Genomic DNA, 24,801 nt, shown 5'->3' with positions numbered 1-24,801 from the left:
AAACCTGATGGTGCGACGGCAGAAACCGGTATGCGCTCCCTTTTTTCCCGCTATACTGCGACAAGCAAGAGCCGCCTGATTCCGAAGCGGCCTCATAGCGGGGAAAGGGACTTCGATGCTGCCACTCTTCGACATGATGATGCAGGCACAAAATGGCGCCGCCACGGAGGCCATGGCCAAGCAGTTCAACCTGGCGCAGGAGCAGGCAACCAAGGCGATGGCCGCGCTGATGCCGGCCTTCTCTTCCGGCTTCAAGCGCAGTGCGACCGACCCCTATAACTTCATGGGCGTGATGCAGGACATCGCGTCCGGCAACTATGCCAAATATTTCGAGGATATGGGCAAGGCCTTCACGCCCGAGGGCATTGCCGACGGCAATGCGGTGCTGGGGAGACTCTTCGGCTCCAAGGACGTCTCGCGCGCGATCGCGGCGCAGGCCGCGCAAATGACCGGTATCGGTCAGGAAATCTACAAGCGCATGCTGCCCGCCATGGCCGACACGCTGATGGGCGGCCTGTTCAAGGAAACGAGCGGCCAGATCCCGCAGATGGCCAATCCCTTCCTCAACACGGCCATGGGCGAAATGATGCAGGGCTGGCTGCAGAGCATCGGCTTTGCGCCGAAGCAGCAGCCGACACCGCAGGCGAGCATCTTCGACAATCCCTTTACCCAGGCGATGGAACTGATGTTCGGCGCCGACAGCATCAAGCACGAGAAGCCGGCGCAGACCAATCCGTTCCTCGACAATCCCTTTGCCAAGGCCTTTCAGGACATGATGCGCAACTTCCCCGTGGCGGCTGCACCGCCGAAGGAAGCGCCGAAGGCCAAGCCTGCCCCCGGGGTCGACATGGCCGCCTATACGGACATGTTCAACGCCATGTTCGACAGTGGCCTGGAAGTGCAGAAGAACTATCAAAAGAACATGGAAGCGATCTTCGACAACTATCTGAAGACGCAGGACAAGCCGGCGCAGAATCAAGAATGAGGTCGCCCCTCGCACTTGACCGACGCCGATTGTTCGTAATTCCGTACAGCCCGTGCACATTGCACCCGGTTATCACACACCGAGACACGGCCTATTTCTGCTTTCATCTTGAAAGGAGATAGCCATGTCCAGCATCGATCAATCCGGCAGCTTTACCCTCGGGGACCTTGAGGTCAAACGGCTCGGCTACGGCGCCATGCAGCTTGCGGGGCCCGGTGTGTTCGGCCCGCCGAAGGACCGCGAAACCGCGCTTGCAGTCCTGCGCGAAGCCATCGCCTCCGGCGTCAACCATATCGACACCAGCGATTTCTATGGTCCGCATGTGACCAACCAGCTGATCCGCGAGGCGCTCCACCCCTATCGCGACGATCTCGTCATCGTCACCAAGATCGGCGCGCGGCGTGGCGCGGATGCATCCTGGCTGCCGGCTTTCTCCACCGAGGAACTGAAGCAGGCGGTGCACGACAATCTGCGCAACCTGCGGCTCGACGTGCTCGATGTCGTCAATCTCCGTGTCATGCTCAACCCGCATCACCCGAGCGAAGGCTCGATCGAGGCGCCGCTGGCCATCCTTGCGGAGCTGCAGCGGCAAGGTCTGGTGCGTCACATCGGACTGAGCAACGTGACGCGCGACCAGGTCGCCGAAGGCCGCAGGATCACGAACATCGTCTGCGTGCAGAACCTCTACAATCTGGCGCAGCGCACCGATGACGCGCTGATCGACGAGCTGGGTCGCGATGGCATCGCCTATGTGCCATTCTTCCCGCTCGGCGGATTCACGCCGCTGCAATCCTCGGCGCTTTCCGATGTTGCCACGCGGCTGAACGCGACGCCCATGCAGGTGGCACTTGCCTGGCTGCTGCATCGCGCGCCGAACATCCTGCTCATCCCGGGCACGTCATCGCCTGCCCATCTCCAGCAGAATATAGCGGCTGCCGAGCTGACGCTCCCGAAGGATGCAATCGCCGAACTCGATCGCATCGCCGGCGCCGGCCACGCCTGACGCTATCAACCGGACGTCGAGGCGGCTCGGGCAGGCATCTCTATTCGCCTCGTTATTCCGATGTTGCCGAGAAACACGTCATCGTGGCTGACGACCAGAAGCGCTCCGTCATAGGCGCGCAGCCCGGCTTCGACCGCCGCGATGGAATCGATATCGAGATGGTTGGTCGGCTCGTCGAGAACAAGCAGAGAAGGCGGCACCGAGCCGCCAAGAACGCAGGCAAGCCCGGCGCGCAGAAGCTGGCCGCCGCTGAGGCTTGAAACGATCTGCAGCGCGGCATCGGCCCTGAACATGAAGCGCGCCAGGGCAGCGCGGCAGGCGTTCTCATCGGCTTCCGGGTTGATCCTGCGGAAATTGTCGCGGATCGAAAGCGATGGGTCGAGGAGGCTGACCCTCTGGTCCAGCAGCGCCGAAGAGACGACCCGCACCGTTCCGCTCCAGGGCTTCAGCACGCCGGAAACCAGCGCCAGCAGCGTGGTCTTGCCCGAGCCGTTCGGTCCGGTGACAGCAACGCGCTCCGGCCCCGTGATGACGAGGTCGAGGTCGCGCAAGATCGGCCGTTCGGGCTCATAGCCGGCGCTGATGCCGTCCATCCTCAGGATGACCCTGTTCGCAGGCAATCCCGATGTCGGCAGCTTCACGGTCAGCGGCTGCAGGATCTCGATCTTTTCGCGGGCGGCGGCTGCCTCCTGCAGGGCCTGGGCGCGGCGTCGTTCGGCAAGCCGGGTGTTCCCCCCGCCCGTCATCTCGCTTCTCTCCTTCAACCCGCCAAGCATGATGCGCGGAATGCCACCCTTGGCCGCCATCTTCCGGCCGGCCTTGTCCCGCCGGGCCTGCCGCTCAACTGTCGCCTGCGCGCTTCGTTCCACCTCGGCGACACGCTTCTCCGCTTCGGCGAAGTCATGTTCGGCGGCCGAAAGCTCCAGCGCCTTGCGCTCACGATACTGGCTCCAGTTGCCGCCATAGCGCGATGCGCCGAGCGATGTCAGCTCCACGATCGCGTCCATGGTATCGAGCAGTTCCCGGTCATGGCTGATGACGAGGGCGCCGGCCTTCCAGCTCGCGAGGAGATCGATGACGGCGGCACGGCCCTCTCTGTCGAGATTGTTGGTGGGTTCGTCGAGAATCAGGAAATCGGGATCGTCGACGATGAGGGCGGCAAGCCCGCAGCGCGTCCGCTGCCCGCCGGACAGCGTCACGAGAGGCGCCTCCGGGGTGACATCGAGCCCGACCCGATCGAGCGCCGAGGCGATGCGCGATTCGAGCGTCCAATCGGCCGTGGCGAGTTCTTCATTCGTCGCCTCGCCGGCCTCCGCACGCTTCAAGACGGCAAGCGCCTCTGTCGCTCCGAAAAGATCGGCAACGGTTTTCCCGGCCTGCACCTGCACGCTCTGGCGCAGGATCCCGAGCCTGCCGTTGAAGGAGATGCTGCCGGATTGCGGCTGCAAGTCTCCGGCGACGAGCCTGACCAGCGTCGTCTTGCCGACGCCATTGCGGCCGACAAGACCGGTGCGCTCGGCGCCGAAGCTCAGATCGAGATGGGAAAGAAGCGGCCGGCCGTCAGGCGTGGACCACGAAAGATTGGATAGAACGATGGATATGGGCATGAGCAGGAATTTCCCCGATGGCAAGGCTGAGCGGCATTGCGGTCGAGGTGGAATCCATTGTTGCACACATCCTGTTGGTATCACTGATGCCTATAAACTAGGCGACAAGTTGCTTCAGTTCAAGTCTGGGCGTCGATGGCATCGAGGAAGCCGATGACACGCTTCCAGGTGAGATCGGCTGCCCTGGCGTCATAATCGGGCAGGCTGGCATCGGTGTAGAGATGGCCGCCACCGCCGGGATAGGTGAAGACCTCGGCCGATATCCCGGATCGGGAGGCTGCCAGCCGCCAAGCGGCGACGTCTTCCGCCGGCTCGAACGGGTCCGGATCGGCCAGATGAAGCTGCAGCGGCAAGCCCTTGCGCGCATTGTCGGCAATGGCGGCAAGTCCGTGCAGGAAAAGGATGCCGGCGGTCTTCTCCCGCTTGGGCCAGAGGCTTGCGGCAACGGCCGCCCCCATCGAAAACCCGGCAAGCACTGTCGAGCCCGGCAGGCCGGCAAGCGCCCATTCCGCCCGCTCGCAGATCGTCGGCCAGCCGATCTCGTCCTTGAATTCGAAGCCTTCCTCGATCGACCGGGCAATCAGCCCGTCATAGAGATCCGGAGCGAAAGCCTTGTGCCCGGCCGCCTGCACGCGCTCGACCGCTTCATGCTCGAGCGAGCGCAAGCCATAGACGGAGTGGAAGAAGATCACCGTTGCCATCGTCGCATCCCTGCTGTTTCGATCAGTCGGTAAGATAAGACAATTGCCGTTGGAGGCAGCTTTTCCGCGCGTGCCGCATGGCGGAAACACCATCTCCAAAAAGAAAAAACCCGGTGTTGGCCCTTGGGCCGAACACCGGGAAAGAGGCAGGGCTTATTGGCTATCACCCTGCGGGGAAACTGTTGTCCGGCGTCAGCCTCGGAAGCTGCTGAAGGCGGAGAGGCGCGTGCGGCGACGCGCGGAATTGGTCAGATGGCCGGACGGATCCTCGAAGAAGGTCGAGGTGGTCAGCGCGGCGTTCAGATCCTGCCTGCTGAGGCCGATGTCCCGCAGCTGGCTGTCGTTCAGCTCGTTCAGATAGCTGATCTCCTGGCGATTTCGGATTGCGCGCCAGACGGTAGCCACTTTGGCAAGAGCAAGCATCATGCGTGCCGTCAGCGACAGCGATGGTGTTGCCAGGCCGAGGTCAAGGGTCCGATCTGTCGTGCGCATTTCCGTATTCCTTTCCCTAGGGCACACGCCAGCCGAGCCCCTTTCCGATGAACCGGAAAAGGGGCGCAGGCCGGGGAGGAGTTCGACAGGAGTCTCTGTTCAATTGGTATGCTGAATTGCATTAGGAAGATGCCAAAGCCCTATTGATCAGTCCAACGAATGTTTCTAATGATAACTATCAAACTCCTTTATAGGTGAACTCATGTCCGCGCCGCTTGATATCGATCAGTTGCAGACCTTCATCGCAATCGTGGATTCCGGCAGCTTCACCAAGGCAGCCGACAGGGTGTTCAAGACGCAGTCGGCGGTTTCCATGCAGATGCGCCGGCTGGAAGAGCGTGTCGGCAAGCAGCTCTTCATCAAGGACGGCCGTGGCAACCGCCTGACGGCGGAGGGCGAAAAGCTGTTGAACTATGCCCGCCGCATCATTCGCCTGAACAACGAGGCGATGGCGGCGTTCGACGACAACCGGCTCGAAGGCACGCTGCGCATCGGCACGCCGGACGATTATGCCGACCGCTACATGCCCGAGATCATCGGCCGCTTCGCCAAGACGCATCCGAACGTCGAGCTTTATATCGTCTGCGAACCCTCGGTCGATCTTGGCGAGCGCATGCATCGCGGCGAACTCGATATAGCGCTCGTCACCCACAATCCGCGCGAGCGCATGTCGGATGTGGTGCGGACGGAGCCGCTCTGCTGGGTCGGCTCGGCCAACCATCCGCTGCGCGACGATGCGCCCATTCCGCTTGCCGTCGGCCGGCGCGATTGCCAGTGGCGCCAGCTTGCCTGCTCGGCGCTGGATGCCGGCGGCCGAGACTATCAGATCCTGTTCACCAGCTGGTCCTGCACGGTCGTTGCCGCAGCGGTGCTTGCCGGCATGGCCGTTTCGGTCATGCCGGAATCGGCGTTGCGCACCGGCATGAAGGTACTGACCCAGGCAGACGGCTTCCCGCCGCTGCCGCCGGTGCAGATCGGCATCATGAAGCGGGCCGGCCTATCGGCCTCCCTCATGAACGCGATCACCGCCCATATCTCGGCCTGTCTGGACAACATCACGCCGGCCGTGGTGGACGACGATCTCGATAGCGACGTGAAGACCTATGCGCGCTATCATTCAAGGCCGCGCGCCAGCCATATCCTGCCGGGTTGGTGAGCGGCAGGTTTCAACCGACCGCTTTCGACCTTTCCTAAGGTGCAGGCTCCGCCAGCAGGGTGACGCGAATCACCTGCTTCCATTCGTGAAGCATGCGCCTTGCCATCCCATCGTCGCTCATGACGGCAAAGCGAACCGATGCGCCGATCAGATGGCTGAAAAGCTGGGTCCGCGCTTTCAGGTCGATCCGGCTTTCGGCGGGAAGGAATGGCCGAACGCTCTCCAGGAATATATCGGCGACACGGCCGCTATGCGCTATGTTCAGCTGCAGGATATCCTTGTCGATCTCGGTTCCGAGCCATACACCGAGATAGGCGGGGTCGCTGCGAAATTCGCGGTAGTACCAATCGATCATGCCGCAGGCCAGTTCGATGGCGTGTTCGAGCGATGTCACGGCGGCAAAGGATTCCTCGACCTTCTGCTGGACGAGACCTGCGTGTCGCTCAAGCAAGGCCCTGACGATTGCCGCCTTGTCCGGGAAATACTGATAGACCGAGCCGATCGGGATGGCGGCGACCGCCGCCAGTTCCGTCATCTTCATGGCGCTGATCCCCTTCTCGGCGATCAGAGCGGCTGCCACCGTCAGGATGGCATCGACGCGCTGGATGCTTCGCTCCTGCTGTGGCTTTTTTCGGAACGTCACGCGGTCAGGGTTGTTCGAATTCATTCTTTACCCGTTTCATTGTCATACTGAACGGCGCTTAGGCGCGCAGACGCTATGACATTCGACGCGTTCAATGCGCGTAAACGGGAAAAGTCCAATTTTAATCATTACTTAGGAGCCGCAAGCAAACTCCGGAACAGGGGCCGGAACATGGTTTCGGCCCCGTCGTCAACCGCATCGCAGGCGACCCGGCGCCGGCTATCCGTATCGTTCTAGGACAGGTACTTCTTCAGGAATTCAACCGTCCTGCCCCAGGCAAGATCGGCCGCCTTCTTGTCATAGCGGGCAGCCGAGGTGTCATTGTTGAAGGCGTGATTGACCCCGTCGTAGACGAAGATCTCGAAGGTCTTGCCGCCTGCCTGCAGCTCCTTGCGATAGGCATCGATGCCGGCATTGATGCGATCGTCCAGCCCGGCATAGTGCAGCAGCAGAGCCGCCTTTATATCGGGCACAGCGCTTGCCGGCGGCTGCGGGCCGTAATAGGCGACGCCTGCCTTCAGCTCCGGCGAGATGGTCGCCAAACGGTTGACGAGGCCGCCGCCCCAGCAGAAGCCGACAGCCCCCACCTTGCCGTTGCTCCCGTCGAGCTTAGCAAGATAGGTCAGGCTTGCCTCGGCATTGTCAGCCGTCAATGCCGGATCGAGATTGGTGAACATGTCGCGCGCCTTGTCCTCGTCCTCCGGCGTGCCGCCAAGCAGAGAAAGGAAATCCGGCGCCAGAACCACGAATCCTTCCAGCGCCATGCGGCGGGCGATATCGCGGATGTGCGGATTGAGGCCGCGGTTTTCGTGGATGACGATGACGCCGCCGAGCTTGCCGGCCGCGTCTTTCGGGCGGACAAGATAGCCCTTCATCTCGCCCTTGCTGCCTGCAAAGGTCACATCCTTCGCTTCCAGCCTGTTGTCGTCGGCAGAAACGACTTCGGCGCTCGCCTTGTTGGCGGCAAGCAGCGGCGCGATCGCGGCGGCGGCGCCGGCCGAGCCTGCAAGCTTGGTCAGCTTTTCCATGAAACCCCGACGATCGAGCGTCAGATGCGTGTATTCGTCATAGGCGTTGATCATCGCCTGCGTCACAACGGGTTTTTCCGTGCTCATGGTCCTGTTCTCCCATTTTTCCCCGGCAGCCCGCATGGTGCGGCAGGCCACCCGCTGACAAGATAGGTCAGCCGGCGACCGCGGAACGGTAAAGGAAAAACACAAACACGTTACCGCAGGTTGCTTCCCGCAGCATCGCACGCGGCATCAGGAGAAGGCGAGCCAGATGCCGAGCCAGACCCACATGCCGGCAAGGACCAGAAAACCGACAGCAAAGAGCGGGCTGCGATAGCGCAGGTTGTTGCTGGTGACGTGCACGAACGCATGGGCATAGCGCGTGGCGACGAAGATCCAGGCAAGGATCACGGCCGGCAGATTATCGGCCTGGGTAACGTAAAGCACGATGCAGCAGGCGTGAAAGAGCAAGGGCAATTCGAACTGGTTGGCGATGCTGTTTCGCACCACTAGGCTTTCGGCCGGCTCGTTGGCCGCGTGGTTCTCGCGAAACTGTACGGGCTGGATGCGGCCGGCCTTTACCAGGGTGCGGCGGCGCCACCCCAGAAGGGCATAAAGAATGAAGACCAGCACCGCATGCGCCACCATGGGCCAGAACATTTCGTAGCCTGTCACGCCGCCAACTCCTTTAGAATTTCCGAAAGCCGATAGGATCGATCAGGACGGTCTGGAGCCGTCTGGCGACAGGTAGCGAAAAATTGCGAAACGGGCCAGTAGAATAACCGTCACCACCAGCGTCAGGAATTTCAGCCTGACGATGATCGGTAGCAGGCCCGCCAGCAGCGATATCGTGGCATCGGATGGCGTTGCCGGCGGGTAAAGCATCAGGCCGGCGATATTCTCGGCATAATCGACAATCGTATAAAAGATCGGCAGGCAGAAAATGACTGTCGCCGCGCCGGGCGGGATGGGGCGGCCGAAGAAGAAGCCGCCGGGGCCGACCAGCCGCATCAGGCAGAACAGCAATCCACCCAACACCAGCGGGAAGATCAGTTCCGGTCCGAGATACATGGAGTGCAGGATCGTCGCCGGATCGGGATGATCCTTGAGATAGCGCAGCATGGCGATGACGTCGTCGCGCTCATAGCCGCCGATGCGCACGTCGAGCATCGACTGCCCGGCTGCGGCATCGCTGAATGCCCTGACGAAACCAGCCTGGATCCAGGCGAAAAGAGCGAGCGAAAGAGCCGCGAGGATCGCCGCCAGGCCCTGCAAGGACCTGGCGTTGCCCTGAGCGCGATCCGCCATCGATCAGCCGCCCGCGCCCGGGTAGTTCGGGCTTTCGCGGGTGATCGTGACGTCATGGGCGTGGCTTTCGCGCAGGCCCGCGCCGGAGATGCGCACGAAGGTCGCGCGCCGCTGGAAATCCTTGATATCGGCGCCGCCGACATAGCCCATCGCGGCCTTGAGGCCGCCGGCGAGCTGGTGCAGCACGCCGGAAACGGACCCCTTGTAGGGAACCTGACCTTCGATGCCTTCCGGCACGAGTTTCAGCGTGTCGCGGACCTCGGCCTGGAAATAGCGGTCGGCCGAGCCGCGCGCCATCGCGCCGACAGAACCCATGCCGCGATATGCCTTGAAGGAGCGGCCCTGGTAGAGGAAGACTTCGCCCGGGCTTTCGTCCGTGCCGGCCAGCAGCGAGCCGATCATGACGGCCGATGCGCCGGCAGCGATCGCCTTGGCAAGATCGCCGGAGAACTTGATGCCGCCATCGGCAATGACGGGGATGTTCTGTTCCTGCGCCGCCTCGACCGCTGACATGATGGCTGCAAGCTGCGGCACGCCAACGCCGGCAACGATGCGGGTGGTGCAAATCGAACCGGGGCCGATACCGACCTTGACGGCGTCGGCGCCGGCATCGATCAGCGCCCGCGTGCCGTCATAGGTGGCGACATTGCCGGCCATGATGCGGACGGAATTGGAGAGCTTCTTGACGCGGGTGACGGCGTCGAGAACGCGCTGAGAATGGCCGTGGGCGGTATCGACGACCAGAAGGTCGACGCCGGCCTCGATCAGGCGCTCGGCGCGCTCGAAGCCATCGTCGCCGACGTTGATGGCGGCGGCGGCGCGAAGGCGGCCCTGTGCGTCCTTGGAAGCGTTCGGGTTAAGCTGCGACTTCTCGATGTCCTTGACGGTGATCAGGCCGACCAGGCGACCGTCGCCATCCACGACCAGCAGCTTCTCGATGCGGTGCTTGTGGAGCAGGCGCTTGGCTTCCTGCTGCTGCACGCCATCCGTGACCGTGATGAGGTTTTCACGGGTCATCAGCTCATAGATCTTTTGCTGGGGGTCGGAGGCGAAACGAACGTCGCGATTGGTCAGGATGCCGACGGGGCGCTGCGACTTCTCAACGACCGGAATGCCGGAGATGCCGTTTTCCTTCATCAGGCCGAGCGCATCGGCAAGCGTTGCCTCGGGGCCGATGGTCACGGGATTGACCACCATGCCGCTTTCGAACTTCTTGACCTGGCGAACCTCTTCGGCCTGCTGCACCGGCGTCAGATTGCGGTGGATAACGCCGATACCGCCGGCCTGCGCCATGGCGATCGCCAAACGGCTTTCGGTCACCGTATCCATCGCCGCCGAAATGATCGGAAGGTTGAGCTCGATGTCCTGGGCGATACGGGTGGCTACGTTGGTCTGGCCGGGCATGACCTCGGAGTGTCCCGGCTGCAGGAGCACGTCGTCGAATGTCAGCGCATCCAACCCGGTTGACGTTTCAATAATGCGTGCCATGGCCAATTCCTTCGTCTGTGAAAAACAGGAAAGCCCGGAACGAATCGTCTACCGGGCGATCTTGCAAGTGTTGCTTGGAAGTTGGCGAGGGCTGGTAACACGTTCATGACAGGAAGGGAATAGCAAAAAGGCGCCCGGCAGATATGCCGGGCGCGCAAGCTTCTTCCCGGCCTTCCGGCGTCAGATTTCCAGCTGGTAGGTTTTCGGAATGTAACGGAAGCCTTCCGGCTGCTTCTCCACGAAGCCGACAGCAGGGAAAGGCATATGGAAGCCGAGGAAGGGAATGCGGTCGGCGGCGATCATGTCGAAGATGCGACGGCGGGTTTTCGCGGCCTGCGTCTTGTCCGCATCGAACCGGACCTCCCAATCGGGGCGACCGACCGACAGGATATAGTGATTGGCGGTATCGCCGGTCATGACCAGCTGCTTGCCGTCCGATTCGAGATGAAAGACGAGATGGCCGGGCGTGTGGCCGGGCGCCAGCATCGCGGTCATGCCGCTGACGATCTGGTCGCCGTCCTTGAGGAAGGTCATCTTTTCGGCGAAGGGCACGATATTGGCAAGAACGGCCTTCTGTCCGCCTTCCGCCGGCGTTCCCTCGCGCGCCTTGTCGGTCCAGAAGGCATATTCGATCTCGCCGGCAACATAGCGGGCGTTCGGAAAGGCCGGGGCGCCCTCTTCCAGCAAGCCGCCGATGTGATCGCCGTGCAGATGGGTGAGAGCGACGACGGTCACCTGCTCCGGCGTGTAGCCGGCAGCCTTCAGCCCCTCGCGGAAACGGCCGAAGCCGCGGGCGCGGCCGGCTTCACCGAAGCCGGTGTCGACGACGATCACATCGGAACCGGTATCGATGATGGCGGGCGTATAGCTGTTGACGAACTTTTCCGTCGGCAGGAAATTCTGCTCCAGCAGTTTACGCACGGTGTCGGGCGTCTGGTTCGAGCCGAAGATTTCCCAGGGATTGTCCATGACGTTGGCGCCGTCCCTGACGGCGGTGACGGTACAGGATCCCAATTTGAACTGGTGCGTCTCTGGGGGCGGGACAGCAGTCATGATCTCACTCCTTGTTATAAGGCGTAGCGTAAGCTGCGCCTATCGCCGTCGCCGGCAGCAGCGGTACCGGGCGTCATCGTGCTCGACCGAAAGTTTGGTCATGACAATCCCATACAAATCCGCTAATACACCGAACGACGTTTTATGCGTTTAGCATTTCCATGCTCTTAGCATATGTCAAATCTTGCGTTCCGCACCATGCGGCAATGGATATCACGAAGACGTGATCCCCAAGCAGTCATGGAGCAAAATCCGGGATTGGCAGCAGCCTCGCATAGGACTACAGAGCGGCTGACCGCCCTTGGCGGCAGCCTTCCCGAAGACAGACCTATCAAGGCAGATGCCTATGAATCGCATCGTTCCATTGATCCTCGCCGTAGCTCTCTTCATGGAACAGATGGATTCCACGGTCATCGCGACAGCGCTGCCGGCCATCGCCAACGATCTCCATGTCGGCCCGATCACACTGAAGCTGGCGCTTACCTCCTACATGGTGTCGCTGGCCGTGTTCATACCGATCAGCGGCTGGATGGCGGATCGCTTCGGCGCGAAGAACATCTTCCGCGTCGCCATCTGCGTCTTCGTCATCGGCTCCATCATGTGCGCCGTTTCCGGCGGCCTGCTGGAATTCGTCTTCGCCCGCTTCCTGCAGGGCGTCGGCGGCTCGATGATGACGCCGGTCGGGCGTCTCGTGCTGGTGCGCACGACGCAGAAGAGCGATCTGGTTTCCGCGATGGCGCTGCTGTCCATTCCTGCCCTTGTCGGCCCGCTCGCCGGCCCGCCGCTTGGCGGCTTCATCACCACCTATGCCTCCTGGCACTGGATCTTCCTGATCAACGTGCCCGTCGGCATTCTCGGCGTCATCCTGTCGTCGATCTTCCTGCCCGACGTCGAAGCGACCATGCCGCCGAAGCTCGATGTCATCGGCTTCCTGCTGACGTCCTTTGCGGCGTCCGGCGTGGTCTTCGGCATGTCCGTCATCAGCCTGCCGGCGTTGCCGCCCTATATCGGCATCTCGGCCGTCGTGATCGGCTTCATCTGCGGCTTTCTCTATGTCGGGCATGCGCGCCGCCACCCCGCGCCGATCCTCAACCTGTCGCTTCTGAAAAACACCACTTTCCGCGCGTCGGTCACCGGCGGCACGCTGTTCCGCATCTGCATCGGCGCCATGCCGTTCCTGACGCCGCTGATGCTGCAGCTCGGCTTCGGCCTCAATCCGTTCCAGTCCGGCCTCATCACCTTTGCCGGGGCGATCGGCGCGATTACCACCAAGTTCATAGCCCGCCGGGTGTTTACCGCGGTCGGCTTCAAGACCGCGCTGCTTTCCGCTGCGGCCGTGACGACGGTCACGACGATCTGCACCGGCCTCTTCCAGCCTTGGACGCCGCATCTCGTCATCATCGCCATATTGCTGGTCGGCGGCTTCTCGCGCTCCTTCTTCTTCACGGGCATCAATGCGCTTGCCTTTGCCGATATCAGCGACAAGCAGGCCAGCCAGGCGACGTCCATGAGCTCCGTGATGCAGCAGATCAGCCTGGCGCTCGGCGTGGCCGTGGCTGCGATGATCCTGGAAACCTCCACATTCTTCCGCGGCACGGAACTGCAGGTCAGCGATTTCCACGTCGCCTTCTTCTGCATCTCGATCCTGACTGTCGTTGCGACCATCCCGTTCATTCGGATGGATCGCAATGCGGGCGCCATGGTCTCCGGCCACAAGGCCGGCCTGAAGCGCGTCGCCGCCGCGCAGCCGCAGCCGCAGCCTCAAGTGCAGCAGCCTGCTGCAAAATGAGCCCATCCCGGTCGCGTCTCAGCGCAATCGGGATCTATTCCGGTCTTTCACAGACGGCGCTCAGCTTGTTGCCGTCGGGGTCGCGGACGTAAGCCGCATAGAAATTGGCGTGGAAGGAGCGCAGGCCCGGCTTGCCTTCATCCGTGCCGCCATGCGCCAGGGCCGCGGCATGAAAGGCATCGACGGCAGCGCGGCTTTCGGCATGCAAGGCAACCATTGAGCCATTGCCGATGGTTGCCGCTCGCTGATTATAGGGCATGACCACCCAGAACCGGCAACGCGTATCACCATCGGCGGCATAGCCGATTTCCTCATCCGATTCACGCTGACGCCGATAGCCGAGCACAGGCATAACGGCATCATAAAAACCTTGAGCGCGAGAGATGTCGTTGGAGCCGAGCGTTACGTAGAGGAGCATGATGGGGTCTTGATCGTCCGTGATGCCTTGGGAACCGGCATCATCGGACGAAAGAGACAATGGGATCAAGCCTGCGTGTCTTCCCCATCGGCCTTGCGTCCCTTGAAGCCCTTCGCCAGCAGGAACATTTCCACCGATTCTGCTCTGGAGGCGCCCGGCTTCACATGGATAACCTGACGGAAGTTCTGCTTCAGGAATGCCAGAAGATCGCGCTCCGTACCGCCCTGGAACGTCTTGGCGAGGAAATGCCCGCCTTCCGCCAGCACTTCGACGGCAAAATGCGCCGCGACTTCGCAGAGATGCATGGTGCGCAGATGGTCGGTGCGATGATGGCCCGTGGTCGGCGCGGCCATGTCCGACAGGACGAGATCGGGCGTACCGCCGACCGCATCGATCAGCCGCTGTGGCGCATCCGGCTCCAGAAAGTCGAGCTGCAGGATGGCAACGCCTGGCAGAGGCGCCATTTCCAGAAAATCGATGGCTGCGACGCGGATTTCCTCTTCGGTCGATCCGGTCACCTTGGCGGCGATCTGCGACCAGCTGCCCGGTGCGGCCCCCAGATCGATGATGCGGCGCGCACCCTTCAGGATCTGATGCTTCTCGTCGATCTCCAGCAGCTTGAAAGCGGCGCGGGCGCGATAACCTTCAAGCTGGGCGCGCTGGACATAGGGATCGTTGATATGCCGCTGCAGCCATTGGCGCGAGGAGGCTTTCAGCTTCTTCTTCTTGACGCGCTGGCCGAGCTTACGGCCCGTGCGGTTGCCGGCGATGGTTGGCTTGGTCACGTCTGCGGCCCCTTCATATCCCTCGGTCGATGGCCGCCGCGGCGCGCGCGGCCCCGCCGCCACACGCCATCGTCTGCCATCATGTCGGTCAGCAATCCCTCGCGCAGGCCGCGGTCGGCAACCCGCATGCGCGGGCTCGGCCAGCGGCGGCGGATCGCCTCCAGAATGGCGCATCCGGCCAATACCAGATCGGCGCGATCCGGCCCGATGCAGGGATTGGCGGCGCGGCCGGCAAAATCCCAGGACAGGAGCTTGGCCTGCATCGCGCTCACTTCGTCATCCGACAGCCAGACGCCGTCGACCCTGCGCCGGTCGTAGCGCGGCAGATCGAGATGGACGCCGGCGAGCGTCGTCACCGTGCCGGATGTCCCGATCAGATGGAAATCGCCGCTATCGCGCGCGGCACCGTACACCGGCGGGCAATCGAAACGCTCGAGCATGCGCTGGACTTCGCACACCATCGTCTCGAACAGCTCCGGCGTCACGTCGCGTCCGCCATGCCGCTCCGAGAGCGTCACGACGCCGACAGGCAGCGAGGTCCAATGGGTGATATGGTTGGCAAGCCGGCTGGAGCGGTTCTCGCCGATCCGGATGACGGCGATTTCGGAAGAGCCGCCGCCGATATCGAACAGCACGACCGAGCGCGCCTCCGGCCCGACCAGCGACGAGCAACCCGAGACGGCAAGCCGCGCTTCGGTTTCGCGATCGATGATCTCCAGCCGCAATCCCGTCTCCTCGGTCACCCGCGAAAGGAAAGCTTCGCCATTGTCGGCAGCACGGCAGGCCTCGGTCGCGATCAGCCGCATACGGCGGATTTCGCGCGTCTTCAGCTTGGCCGCGCAGATGCGCAGCGCCTCGACAGCCCGATCCATGGCATCGCCGGATAGCCGTCCGCTGGCGCCGAGCCCTTCGCCGAGGCGTACGATCCGCGAAAAGGCATCGACAACCCGGAACTGTCCGGGGCGGGTCGGCTGCGCTATGAGCAGGCGGCAATTGTTGGTGCCGAGGTCGAGGGCGGCATAGAGGTCGAGCGGACGGGAATCGGCGTCGGCATGATGATGTTGCCCCTGCCCCTCGCGTCGCGGCTGCGACTGCCGGTTCTGACGGTGATCGTCATAGGCCGGAGCGTGCGCGTTTGAAGGCGTGGTTGCGGGAGCGACGACCTGCGCCGTCTTCTCATGCGCCAGCGGCCGGCCCTGCAGGCCGCGCTTGCTGCGATGCTTGCGCCGGTTCTTGCCGCCTTTGTGCGATGAGGGATGGCCGTGATCCGCCGCGATCCGGTGTTCGGGCGCGGACGAAGGTTGTTGCGTCTGGGAAGCAGGTTGCGCACCACCCTGGGCTCCGCCGCGTGCACGGCGTCGGCGCTTGCGCTTTCGGGCCGGTGAGCCGGCATCATCCTCTGCTGGGCGTTGCGCCACCTGGCTGGACTTGCCTGCCTGGCTGGCCTCCGCAGAATGAGCGTTCGGGCGGCCATGGCCACGCTTACGCTTCGCGCGCCGGGAGGATTTACCCTTCCTGCGCTCTGCTGCCGACGCCCCGTCTGCCTGCGGCGCTGAGCCGCTGTCGGGGTCACTCACGTATCTTTTCCACCACGCCGCGCAAGGCCCTGGGGCATGCAGCTGGCGCTCGTTCGATTTTCGTTGGGCAAAGAATACCAGCAGGAAGGGTTTTCGCCAAATTCTTTTTGAATCACGCCGGTTTGGACGTGCGGGAAGCAGCCATCAGGCGATCAGATGCGCCCTGACATCAGCCGCAAGTTGCTGCATGCGATCGATCGGCGCATGGCCGATCAGCATGAAGGCATGGGTGGGGCTCGACCAGTAGACGACATTCATGCCCCGGCGATTTTCCATATCCGGCGCGGATGCCCCCTTGGTGGACTGGACGATGCAAAGCGCCATGGGGCCGCTTTCCGGATCGAGATAGGCGATCTGGGCCAGCGGCTTGCTGTCATAATTCAGGATCTGGGCGCGCTTGAATTCGACGCCCGGCATGGCAACGGCTTCCGGCTTCAACGGCAGGTCCAACTTCGCGCCGACATCATTCAGCTGCGCGACCTGCTGCGCATGGTCGCCGGCCGGGGCGCTCAGCGTATCCGCCGTATAGAGCGAGAGATATTCCGCGACCACGGCTCGCCATTCGGTATCCTCATCCGGTTTCGAAAGCCGATGGCCGATGTCGATCACCGCGCGGTCTATGGCAATGGCCGCGACAAAACTGGCCGCGACCGCCGCAAGGAAACCACGGCGACCGAAGCCGACAGAGCGTGCAGTGCTTTCCCGTCCGGAGGGAATGGCCGCAAGCATGGCCTCGAGCTTTGCCGCCGGGGCTTCGGCAAGTATCGGCTGGAATGCCTCCGTGAAGGGCAGCGAGCTCCGCGACAGGAAATCGAACCGCTCCGCCACACGCTCGTCGTCGGCGATCAACCGTTCGATCCGTTCACAATCGGCCACATCCAGCTCGCCATCGATGAAGGCGGTAAGCTGCTCGTCCGTGGGCATCTGTCCTTTGTTCAATTCACTCATTTCCATTCCCCAGTCGCCCGCTCCCGGAAGGCCCGGCGCCGGCCATCGTCCCCATGCCCTCCGCGAGCTTTGCCCGCGCCGCCGCCAGCCGGCTCATAACCGTGCCGATCGGCACCTCCAGGATCTCGGCCACTTCGCGATAGGAGAGCCCCTCGACATAGGCCAGGAACACGGCGGTACGCTGCGCCTCCGGCAATGTCTGCACGCGCTGCAGCACCTGCCCGGCCAGAATATGCGTTTCGGTTTCATGCGCACCGTCGAAAACCAGCGTCTCGTCGGCATCCACGAAGCCCTGCCCCATGCGCACCCGGCGCGAACGGACCTCGTTCAGCCAGATCGAATGGAGGATGGCAAACAGCCAGCGATCGAGCCGCGTGCCTGCCGTAAACTGGGCCGCCCGCTCCAGGGCCCTGACGCAGGTCGCCTGAACGAGATCGTCGGCGACGTCCCGCTGGCGCGACAGCACCACGGCATAGCGCCACAGCCGCGTCAGGTGCTGGGACAGACCTGCCCTGATATCCTCTTCACTCGCTATGGCATCCTCCGCCGCATTGGCACGTCCGGGAGCCGCCGACCGTTTCGGCGGCTCCATTGCGGACCGACTATAAGCAGAAATAGCGCCTCGAGCGACTGGCATCACTCCCATATCTCTCGCAAAGCTCCCTGCTCACCGTCGTCATCGTTGATCTGAACCCGTGTTCAGAGGCTGGAAGGATTGAGGATCGCGGCGTGAAGGTCGCGATATTCCTCGCAGCTCGTGTTGCCGCAGAGCGTCTTGATCGTGCTCAGCTGATCCTTGGCGAGATCCATCTGACCCTTGATGACGTAGGCTTCGCCGAGATATTCGCGAACCAGCGTATACTTCGGGTCCATGGCCACGGACTTCGTGTAGTAGGAAATGCCTTCGTCCGTGCGACCGAGCTTGCGGGTGGCATAGCCGCGATAGTTCAGCGCCTCGGCCGTGTTCGGGTTCTTCATCGTATCCAGAACCGCCAGGGCTTCCTGATAGCGATGATCCTTCTTGGCCAGCGAATAGGCGTAGTCGGCGCGATTTTCATCGGTGACGTTGGCGCCCTGCTGCTTGACGCATTTCTTCGTCTTCTGATCGTAGATCTCGCCCTTCTTGCAGGTCGGCGTCGTGCTCGAATCGTCGCCGGCGGCAAAGACGGGAACGGCGAAGGCGCCGAGTGTCAGGCTTGCGCCGAGGGCGATGGAAGCCAGGCGAAATGCTTTGGTCGTCATGGAATGTCTCCTTGGCAAAATGAACGTTGCGAGAGGAGAACACACCGGCCGCGCCTTTTATTCGGACGGGCGATGAATTTTTTCCGTGCGTTGCGGGCTTGGCAGCCGTCACTCTTTCGTGACTGCGCCGATATCGAATAGACCGCCGTCATCGCGTGTTTTCGCCGACATGCCCTTCAAGGGCCGCAGGAGAAAATCGTGAACGATACCGTCAAACTTCTAAGCCTCGCCGTCGCAACGCCTGATAACATCATTCTCCAGACGGAGGCCGCCGAGACGGCGAGCCGCCTGTTTTCACAGCGCTTCCAGGACTTCAAATACCTCGCCCGCGTATTCGAGAGCGCGGGTATACGCAAACGCCACGCCGCTCGTCCGCTTTCCTGGTTCGAGCAGCCGCATGGCTGGCAGGATCGCATGGGCGCCTATACGGAGGTCGCGTCCGAGCTTTTCCGCCGGAGTGCGACCACGGCGCTGCAGCGCGCAGGCGTCGAGGCCAATCAGGTGGACTGCATCGTCACGGCATCATCCACCGGAGTTGCGACGCCGAGCCTGGAGGCACGGCTTGCCGGCGAGATGGGTTTCCGCTGCGATATCGAGCGGGTGCCGATCTTCGGCCTTGGCTGCGCGGCGGGCGTATCCGGCCTTGCCGTCGCGACGAAAATGGCGCGAAGCCGGCCGGGCGCCGTCGTCCTTTTCGTTGCGATCGAACTCTGCTCGCTCGCCTTCCGCCTGGACGAACTGACGCGGCCCAACATCATTGCGACGGCGCTGTTTGGCGACGGTGCCGCAGCCTGCGTGCTGCGGGCCGGTGAAAGCGGCATCGTGGAGATCGAATCAACCGGCGAACACCTCTTTCCCGACAGCCTTGGCATCATGGGCTGGAAAATCGACGACACCGGCTTCGGCATCGTGCTCGAACAGTCGCTGCCGGTCTTTGCCGAGACCCATCTGAGAGGTGCCGTCGCCGGCATTCTGGAACGATCCGGGCTTCTGCTCTCGGATATCGATCGCTTCATCTGCCATCCCGGCGGGGCCAAGGTACTTGCAGCTCTCGAGCGCGCGCTTGGCCTCGAAAGCGGCTCTCTCGATGTCGAGCGCGAGGTGATCGGCGACTACGGCAACATGTCCTCCCCCACCGTGCTGTTCGTGCTGGAGCGCATGATTGCGTCGGGATTGCCGGACCGCTCGGCCTTGCTCGCCATGGGCCCGGGCTTCTCGGCAAGCTGCATCACCCTGAGGAGGGCCGCCTGATGCTGTGGCCATCGATCGCGCTTCTGACATTCGTGACGCTGCAACGACTGGCGGAGTTGGTCCATGCCCGGCACAACACCGCCGCCCTGCTTGCCCGCGGCGCCCGGGAATACGCGCCGGAGCACTATCCCCTCATGGTGGCGATGCACGCAGCCTGGCTGATCGGATTGTGGCTCCTGGCCATCGGCAAACCGGTCGATCCCGCCTGGTTCCTGCTGTTCATGGTTCTGCAGGGATTGCGTCTCTGGGTGCTGGCGACGCTGAAAGAGCGGTGGACGACGCGCATCATCATTCTGCCCGGCGCGGCTCTCGTGAGGAAAGGACCCTATCGCCTCCTCAGCCATCCGAACTATGCGATCGTCGTGGGCGAGATCGCCGTATTGCCGCTCGCCTTCGGCATGCCGCTTTACGCCGCGATCTTTTCGCTGCTGAACGGCATCATTCTGACAATCCGCATTCGTGCCGAAAACGCCTGCTTGCGACAGAGTGTGCACTGATCGCATTTTTCATTTGCGCCGCCGAAATTTGGCAGGCATTTTCGATGCTTAGAGCACGGTCCGGGCAATGGCAGCCAGCCTTGAAGAACCGCGGGGCCGTGCAATGAGCATGCGGATAGCAGGATAAAATGACAAAGGACGCAATCGTTCTCGGTGCGGGCATCGTCGGTGTTTCGACGGCAATTCATCTCCAGCGGCGGGGCCGCCAGGTCGTTCTCGTCGACAGGAAGGAGCCCGGCCGGGAAACCTCCTTCGGCAATGCCGGCCTCATCCAGCGCGAAGGCGTCGTTCCCTACGGCTTTCCGCAGCAATTCGGCCTGCTGCTGCGCTATGCCTTCAACAATCGCGTCGATGCGCATTATCATCTGCGCGCCCTGCCCGCGCAGATCGCCTTCCTCGCGCGCTATTGGTGGAACTCCAATACGAAGCGCCACGAGATGATCTCGCGCGCCTATGCGCCGCTGATCGAACATTCCGTCAGCGAGCACAACGACCTTATCGAAGCCTCGCATGCCGAGGAACTGATCCGCAAGAACGGCTGGGTCGAGCTGTTCCGGTCGAACGAGAAGCGCGACGCGGAATTTGCCGAAGCCGAGCGCCTCAACCGCGAATTCGGGATCGGTTCCGACGCTTTGAGCAGCGCGGAACTTGCGGCCGCCGAGCCGCATCTGAGAGGCAGCTTTGCCGGCGCCCTGCGCTGGCGCGATCCCTGGTCCGTTCTGGACCCGCATGGGCTGACGGCGGCCTATCGCCGCTACTTCGAGAGCATCGGCGGCCGTGTGACGACGGGGGATGCGGTCTCGCTCGGCATGGCCGGCTCTTCCTGGAGAATGGTGACGGCGGAAGGGTCGATCGAGGCGGAGGATGTCGTCGTCGCGCTCGGTCCCTGGGCCGACCTGGTGACGAAACGCTTCGGCTACGCCTTTCCGCTCGGGGTCAAGCGCGGCTATCACATGCATTATGCGGCCGAGGGCAATGCCGTCCTCAACAACTGGACGCTGGATGCCGAGCGCGGCTATCTGCTGGCGCCGATGAGCCGCGGCATTCGCCTGACGACCGGCGCCGAATTTGCTCTGCGCGATGCGCCGAAGACGCCGGTACAGCTGGATCGCGCCGAAGCCATCGCCCGCGCCGCCTTCCCGCTCGGCGAGCGGCTCGACCCGGAACCCTGGATGGGCGCCCGCCCCTGCACTCCCGACATGATGCCGATCATCGGCAAGGCTCCGCGCCACAACGGTCTGTGGTTCGCCTTCGGGCACGCCCATCACGGCCTGACGCTCGGGCCGGTGACCGGCCGAGTGCTTGCCGAACTCATCACCGGCGAGAAACCGTTCATCGATATTTCGGCTTACGCTCCGAACCGGTTCGCGCCCTGAGCCGTTGATTCAGAGAATTGCCTTGAGGCTCTTGACGGCCGCATCGACGATCGCATCGATCGTATCGTCGATATCAACGGTCACGACGCCGGGCTCGCCGGTCGGCACTTCCAGCGTCTGCAGCTGGCTTTCGAGCAGCGAGGCCGGCATGAAATGCCCCTTGCGTTCGCCCATACGCTTCGTCAGCAGCGCCTTCGAGCCTTCGAGATAGATGAAATAGAGATGGCCGCCGGCGGATGCCCGCAGGCGCTCGCGATAGGAATGCTTCAGCGCCGAGCAGGAGACGGCGATCCCCTCGCCCTTGGCAAGGCTTGCGGTGATCACCTCGCCGATCTTTTCGAGCCAGGGCCAGCGATCCTCGTCGGTCAGCGGAATGCCCTTGCTCATCTTCTCGACATTGGCGGCCGGATGCAGCGCATCGCCTTCGATGAAATGGACGCCGAGCCGAGCCGCCACACCCTCGCCGATCGAGGATTTGCCGCTGCCGCTCACACCCATGACGATGATGGCGAGGGGCGTGTCTTGGTTATCGTGCATCGGGCCTGTCCGGAATCATTGAACTGAACCGGGCAAGACCGCTCTCGCTGGCCATGCCCGATTCGCAACTTGGATCAATCCAGCGGAAAGAAACAGGAAAATTTATGTGTTCCCTCGCCCGCCAGTTCCGGCGCAACCTGCCGGCATTGATCCTGAGCACGCCAGCAACGTGGATTGAAGTGGCAGCCCTTCGGCGGGTTCAGCGGCGAAGGCAGCTCGCCTTGCAGCCGGATGCGGTTCTTCTCGCGTTCCGGGTCGGCGATCGGCGTCGCCGACAGAAGTGCCGCCGTATAGGGATGGCGCGGCCGGCTGAAGACCTCTTCCGCCGTGCCGGTCTCGACCGGGCGTCCGAGATACATCACCATCACGTCGTCGGCGATATGGCGAACGACGGAAAGGCCGTGCGAGATGAAGAGATAGGCAAGCCCCATTTCCTTCTGCAGGTCCATCAGCAGGTTCAGCACCTGTGCCTGGATCGACAGGTCGAGCGCGGAGACCGGCTCGTCGAGCACCAGCACCTTCGGCCGCAGCATCAGGGCGCGGGCGATGGCGATGCGCTGACGCTGGCCGCCGGAGAACATGTGCGGGTAACGATCGTAATGCTCCGGACGCAGGCCGACGCGCGCCATCATCGCTTCGGCCTTGCCGCGGCGGGTGGCGGCGTCGTCATCGGTGTTGATCTTCAGCGGCTCCTCCAGGATGGAGCCGACCTTCTGACGCGGGTTCAGCGAGCCATAGGGGTTCTGAAACACGATCTGCACGGCGCTGCGCAGACTGCGGTCGCCAAGCTTGGCGGGCTTGCCGTCGATCAGCAATTCGCCCGATGTCGGGTTTTCGATCATCGTCACCAGGCGGGCGAGCGTCGACTTGCCGCAACCGGATTCGCCGACGACTGCCAGCGTGCGGCCGGACTGCAGGCTGAAGCTGACGCCGTTCAATGCCTTGACGGTCGCCTCCGGTTTGAAGCTGCCGCGCTTGACGGTGTAGAAACGGGCGAGATCGCGCCCTTCGAGAACAGCGCCGGTCATGCGGCACCTCCTGCTGTTTGCGTGGCGGCAATGCCGGGGTGGCCGAGCGGCTTGCCATGTTCCAGCGGGTAGTTGCAAAGGGTCAGGCCGAGCTCCGCGCCCTGGCGCTTGACGCCCTTGTCGCATTCCGGCGTGGCGAAGGAACAACGCGGCGCAAAGAGACAGCCCGTCGGACGATCGTGCTGACCGGGAACGACGCCGGCAATCGACGGCAGGCGCTCGCCGACTTCGGCGCGCTCCGGCAGAGCCGAGAGCAGCGCTGCCGTATATGGATGATGCGGATCGCGGAACAATTCCTTGACCGGCTGCTCCTCGACCTTCTGGCCGGCATATTGCACCTGCACGCGCTCGGCCGTTTCGGCCACGACACCCATGTCGTGGGTGATGAGCACCAGCGCCATGCCCTGCTCCTGCTGCAGGCGAACGAGCAGATCGAGGATCTGCGCCTGGATCGTGACGTCGAGCGCGGTGGTCGGCTCGTCGGCGATCAGGAGCTTCGGGTTGCAGGCCAGCGCCATGGCGATCATGACACGCTGGCTCATGCCGCCCGACATCTGGTGCGGGAAGTTCGACAGGCGATCTTCGGGCGCCGGAATGCCGACGAGATTCAGAAGCTCGATCGAGCGCTGGCGGCGTGCCTTGCGGTCCAGACCCATGTGAATGCGCAGGGTTTCGCCGAGCTGGAAGCCGACCGTGAAGCACGGATTGAGGCTCGACATCGGCTCCTGGAAGATCATCGCCATATCCTTGCCGATGATCTTGCGGCGCTGGCGGGCGGAAATGCCGCGCAAATCCTTGCCGTCGAAGGTCATGCGGTCGGCGGTGATCTTCGCCGTCCAGGGCAGAAGTCCCATCATGGCAAGCATGGAGACCGACTTGCCGGAGCCGGACTCGCCGACGATCGACAGGATTTCTCCCTTGTCGCATTTCAGCGAGACGCCATCGACCGCCCGGAACAGGCCGGACGAAGTCTGGAATTCAACGGATAGATTGGAAATATCGAGGAGTGCCATTACGACCTCTTCAGCTTCGGGTCGAATGCATCGCGCAGGCCGTCGCCCATCAGATTGATGGCGAGCACCGTGATCAGGATGCAGAGACCGGGGAAAGTAACGAGCCAAGGGTTGCTCTGGAAGAATTCGCGCGAATCCGCGAGCATCGTGCCCCATTCCGGCGTCGGAGGCTGGGCGCCCTGACCGAGAAAGCCGAGGGCGGCGGCATCGAGAATGGCCGACGAGAAGGCAAGCGTCGCCTGCACGATCAGCGGCCCGAGACAGTTCGGCAGGATCGTCTTGAACATCAGGCGCAACGGACCGGCGCCGGAAACGCGCGAGGCGATGACATATTCCTTGTCACGCTCGGCCATGACGGATGCGCGCGTCAGGCGAACGAAATGCGGCTGGTTGACGATGGAGATCGCGATCATCGCATTGGTAAGGCCCGGCCCGAGGATGGCCACCAGCACCAGGGCGAGCAGCAGCGACGGCACCGCGAGAATGATATCCATGACACGCATGATGATCGTATCGGTGCGGCCGCGAACATAGCCGGCGACAAGGCCGATCAGGATGCCGGCGATCGCCGAAAGCGATGCGACGACGAGGCCGATGAACAGCGAGAACCGCGTCCCGTAGATGAGGCGCGACAGCAGATCGCGGCCGTTGGCATCCGTGCCGAGCAGGAAGCTGCTGTTGCCGCCTTGACCCCAGGCCGGCGGCAGGCGCTGCATGGCGCTGCCATAGGCGGTATCGGGGTCATGCGGCGAAACCACGCCGGCGAAGATCGCCAGGAACAGGACGAAGAGAAAGATCGCAAGGCCGATGACGGCGCCCTTGTTGCGGGAAAAGTAGTACCAGAACTCCGCGAGAGCGGAAGGACGGTCGGATTTGACGCTTACCGTGCTCATG

Annotated in this window: 26 protein-coding genes; 7 read left to right on the top strand and 19 right to left on the bottom strand. The window is 62.9% G+C overall.

What is annotated here, in order from left to right:
* The first annotated feature begins 115 nt into the window (after positions 1–115).
* Positions 116–985, top strand: a complete 870-nt coding sequence (locus tag ACQZ6J_RS09470) for a DUF937 domain-containing protein (protein WP_163984610.1) — start codon at positions 116–118, stop codon at positions 983–985.
* A gap of 124 nt (positions 986–1,109) precedes the next feature.
* Positions 1,110–1,988 (top strand): aldo/keto reductase family oxidoreductase, encoded by an 879-nt coding sequence (locus ACQZ6J_RS09465; RefSeq protein ID WP_449083575.1) that lies wholly within the window; start codon positions 1,110–1,112, stop codon positions 1,986–1,988.
* Between the two features lie 5 nt (positions 1,989–1,993).
* On the opposite strand, the gene ACQZ6J_RS09460 is transcribed toward ACQZ6J_RS09465, so the two are convergent.
* The 3 genes from ACQZ6J_RS09460 to ACQZ6J_RS09450 all read right to left on the bottom strand — a co-directional run bounded on the left by ACQZ6J_RS09460 (position 1,994) and on the right by ACQZ6J_RS09450 (position 4,788).
* Positions 1,994–3,595 carry an ABC-F family ATP-binding cassette domain-containing protein gene (locus ACQZ6J_RS09460; RefSeq protein WP_449083573.1) on the bottom strand — a complete coding sequence of 534 codons (1,602 nt, stop codon included), beginning with the start codon at positions 3,593–3,595 and terminating at the stop codon, positions 1,994–1,996.
* Between the two features lie 119 nt (positions 3,596–3,714).
* Positions 3,715–4,296: a dienelactone hydrolase family protein gene (locus tag ACQZ6J_RS09455; protein ID WP_449083571.1), complete on the bottom strand. Its 582-nt coding sequence runs from the start codon at positions 4,294–4,296 to the stop codon at positions 3,715–3,717.
* 192 nt (positions 4,297–4,488) lie between these two features.
* Positions 4,489–4,788 carry a DUF1127 domain-containing protein gene (locus ACQZ6J_RS09450; RefSeq protein ID WP_163984614.1) on the bottom strand — a complete coding sequence of 100 codons (300 nt, stop codon included), beginning with the start codon at positions 4,786–4,788 and terminating at the stop codon, positions 4,489–4,491.
* Positions 4,789–4,990: 202 nt separating this feature from the next.
* On the opposite strand from ACQZ6J_RS09450, the gene ACQZ6J_RS09445 reads away from it, so the two are divergent.
* On the top strand, positions 4,991–5,944 hold the full coding sequence (locus ACQZ6J_RS09445) for a LysR substrate-binding domain-containing protein (RefSeq protein WP_163984615.1): 954 nt from the start codon (positions 4,991–4,993) through the stop codon (positions 5,942–5,944).
* Positions 5,945–5,978: 34 nt separating this feature from the next.
* Here the strand turns inward: ACQZ6J_RS09445 and ACQZ6J_RS09440 are convergent, their stop codons facing one another.
* The 6 genes from ACQZ6J_RS09440 to ACQZ6J_RS09415 form a co-directional block, all read right to left on the bottom strand.
* The gene (locus ACQZ6J_RS09440) at positions 5,979–6,611 is read right to left on the bottom strand and encodes a TetR/AcrR family transcriptional regulator (protein ID WP_163984616.1); all 633 of its coding nucleotides are present in this window, start codon (positions 6,609–6,611) and stop codon (positions 5,979–5,981) included.
* Positions 6,612–6,820: 209 nt separating this feature from the next.
* Positions 6,821–7,702, bottom strand: coding sequence for a dienelactone hydrolase family protein (locus ACQZ6J_RS09435; protein ID WP_449083568.1), 882 nt, complete (start codon positions 7,700–7,702; stop codon positions 6,821–6,823).
* Between the two features lie 147 nt (positions 7,703–7,849).
* Positions 7,850–8,272, bottom strand: a complete 423-nt coding sequence (locus ACQZ6J_RS09430) for an MAPEG family protein (RefSeq protein ID WP_163984618.1) — start codon at positions 8,270–8,272, stop codon at positions 7,850–7,852.
* A gap of 42 nt (positions 8,273–8,314) precedes the next feature.
* Positions 8,315–8,905, bottom strand: coding sequence for a hypothetical protein (locus tag ACQZ6J_RS09425; RefSeq protein ID WP_449083566.1), 591 nt, complete (start codon positions 8,903–8,905; stop codon positions 8,315–8,317).
* Positions 8,906–8,908: 3 nt separating this feature from the next.
* Entirely contained in the window at positions 8,909–10,393 is a 1,485-nt protein-coding gene (gene guaB, locus ACQZ6J_RS09420) for an IMP dehydrogenase (RefSeq protein WP_163984620.1), read from the bottom strand.
* Between the two features lie 180 nt (positions 10,394–10,573).
* On the bottom strand, positions 10,574–11,446 hold the full coding sequence (locus tag ACQZ6J_RS09415; protein ID WP_449083564.1) for an MBL fold metallo-hydrolase: 873 nt from the start codon (positions 11,444–11,446) through the stop codon (positions 10,574–10,576).
* 346 nt (positions 11,447–11,792) lie between these two features.
* Here ACQZ6J_RS09415 and ACQZ6J_RS09410 point away from each other — a divergent pair, with 346 nt between their 5' ends.
* Positions 11,793–13,235, top strand: coding sequence for an MFS transporter (locus tag ACQZ6J_RS09410; protein WP_163984622.1), 1,443 nt, complete (start codon positions 11,793–11,795; stop codon positions 13,233–13,235).
* 34 nt (positions 13,236–13,269) lie between these two features.
* Here the strand turns inward: ACQZ6J_RS09410 and ACQZ6J_RS09405 are convergent, their stop codons facing one another.
* From ACQZ6J_RS09405 to ACQZ6J_RS09380, 6 genes are all read right to left on the bottom strand, one after another.
* Positions 13,270–13,653, bottom strand: a complete 384-nt coding sequence (locus tag ACQZ6J_RS09405; RefSeq protein WP_449083562.1) for a VOC family protein — start codon at positions 13,651–13,653, stop codon at positions 13,270–13,272.
* A gap of 65 nt (positions 13,654–13,718) precedes the next feature.
* Positions 13,719–14,438, bottom strand: a complete 720-nt coding sequence (locus ACQZ6J_RS09400; RefSeq protein WP_163984624.1) for an SAM-dependent methyltransferase — start codon at positions 14,436–14,438, stop codon at positions 13,719–13,721.
* Positions 14,435–16,015, bottom strand: a complete 1,581-nt coding sequence (locus tag ACQZ6J_RS09395) for a Ppx/GppA phosphatase family protein (protein ID WP_163984625.1) — start codon at positions 16,013–16,015, stop codon at positions 14,435–14,437. Before ACQZ6J_RS09395 ends, ACQZ6J_RS09400 begins: the two co-directional genes overlap by 4 nt.
* A gap of 144 nt (positions 16,016–16,159) precedes the next feature.
* Positions 16,160–16,963, bottom strand: coding sequence for an anti-sigma factor family protein (locus ACQZ6J_RS09390; protein ID WP_449083559.1), 804 nt, complete (start codon positions 16,961–16,963; stop codon positions 16,160–16,162).
* Entirely contained in the window at positions 16,956–17,600 is a 645-nt protein-coding gene (locus ACQZ6J_RS09385; RefSeq protein WP_449083557.1) for an RNA polymerase sigma factor, read from the bottom strand. Before ACQZ6J_RS09385 ends, ACQZ6J_RS09390 begins: the two co-directional genes overlap by 8 nt.
* A gap of 62 nt (positions 17,601–17,662) precedes the next feature.
* Positions 17,663–18,205: a tetratricopeptide repeat protein gene (locus ACQZ6J_RS09380; protein WP_449083555.1), complete on the bottom strand. Its 543-nt coding sequence runs from the start codon at positions 18,203–18,205 to the stop codon at positions 17,663–17,665.
* A 198-nt stretch (positions 18,206–18,403) separates the two neighbouring features.
* Here ACQZ6J_RS09380 and ACQZ6J_RS09375 point away from each other — a divergent pair, with 198 nt between their 5' ends.
* The 3 genes from ACQZ6J_RS09375 (at position 18,404) to ACQZ6J_RS09365 (ending at position 21,329) form a co-directional block, all read left to right on the top strand.
* Positions 18,404–19,456 carry a type III polyketide synthase gene (locus ACQZ6J_RS09375; protein WP_449083553.1) on the top strand — a complete coding sequence of 351 codons (1,053 nt, stop codon included), beginning with the start codon at positions 18,404–18,406 and terminating at the stop codon, positions 19,454–19,456.
* Positions 19,456–19,953, top strand: coding sequence for an isoprenylcysteine carboxyl methyltransferase family protein (locus tag ACQZ6J_RS09370; RefSeq protein ID WP_449083551.1), 498 nt, complete (start codon positions 19,456–19,458; stop codon positions 19,951–19,953). The genes ACQZ6J_RS09375 and ACQZ6J_RS09370 overlap by 1 nt, the downstream gene beginning before the upstream one ends.
* A 128-nt stretch (positions 19,954–20,081) precedes the next feature.
* Positions 20,082–21,329, top strand: coding sequence for an NAD(P)/FAD-dependent oxidoreductase (locus ACQZ6J_RS09365; RefSeq protein ID WP_163984630.1), 1,248 nt, complete (start codon positions 20,082–20,084; stop codon positions 21,327–21,329).
* Positions 21,330–21,338: 9 nt separating this feature from the next.
* On the opposite strand, the gene ACQZ6J_RS09360 is transcribed toward ACQZ6J_RS09365, so the two are convergent.
* From ACQZ6J_RS09360 to ACQZ6J_RS09345, 4 genes are all read right to left on the bottom strand, one after another.
* On the bottom strand, positions 21,339–21,866 hold the full coding sequence (locus ACQZ6J_RS09360; protein ID WP_449083549.1) for a gluconokinase: 528 nt from the start codon (positions 21,864–21,866) through the stop codon (positions 21,339–21,341).
* A 74-nt stretch (positions 21,867–21,940) separates the two neighbouring features.
* Positions 21,941–22,894 carry a peptide ABC transporter ATP-binding protein gene (locus ACQZ6J_RS09355; protein WP_163984632.1) on the bottom strand — a complete coding sequence of 318 codons (954 nt, stop codon included), beginning with the start codon at positions 22,892–22,894 and terminating at the stop codon, positions 21,941–21,943.
* Positions 22,891–23,907 carry an ABC transporter ATP-binding protein gene (locus ACQZ6J_RS09350; RefSeq protein ID WP_163984633.1) on the bottom strand — a complete coding sequence of 339 codons (1,017 nt, stop codon included), beginning with the start codon at positions 23,905–23,907 and terminating at the stop codon, positions 22,891–22,893. Before ACQZ6J_RS09350 ends, ACQZ6J_RS09355 begins: the two co-directional genes overlap by 4 nt.
* Positions 23,907–24,800, bottom strand: coding sequence for an ABC transporter permease subunit (locus ACQZ6J_RS09345; RefSeq protein WP_163984634.1), 894 nt, complete (start codon positions 24,798–24,800; stop codon positions 23,907–23,909). The genes ACQZ6J_RS09350 and ACQZ6J_RS09345 overlap by 1 nt, the downstream gene beginning before the upstream one ends.
* Position 24,801: the final 1 nt, after the last annotated feature.

The organism is Rhizobium sp. A37_96 (assembly GCF_053521765.1).
Note: the sequence above shows the minus strand (reverse complement) of the source record. Positions and strands in the feature narration are given on the sequence as shown.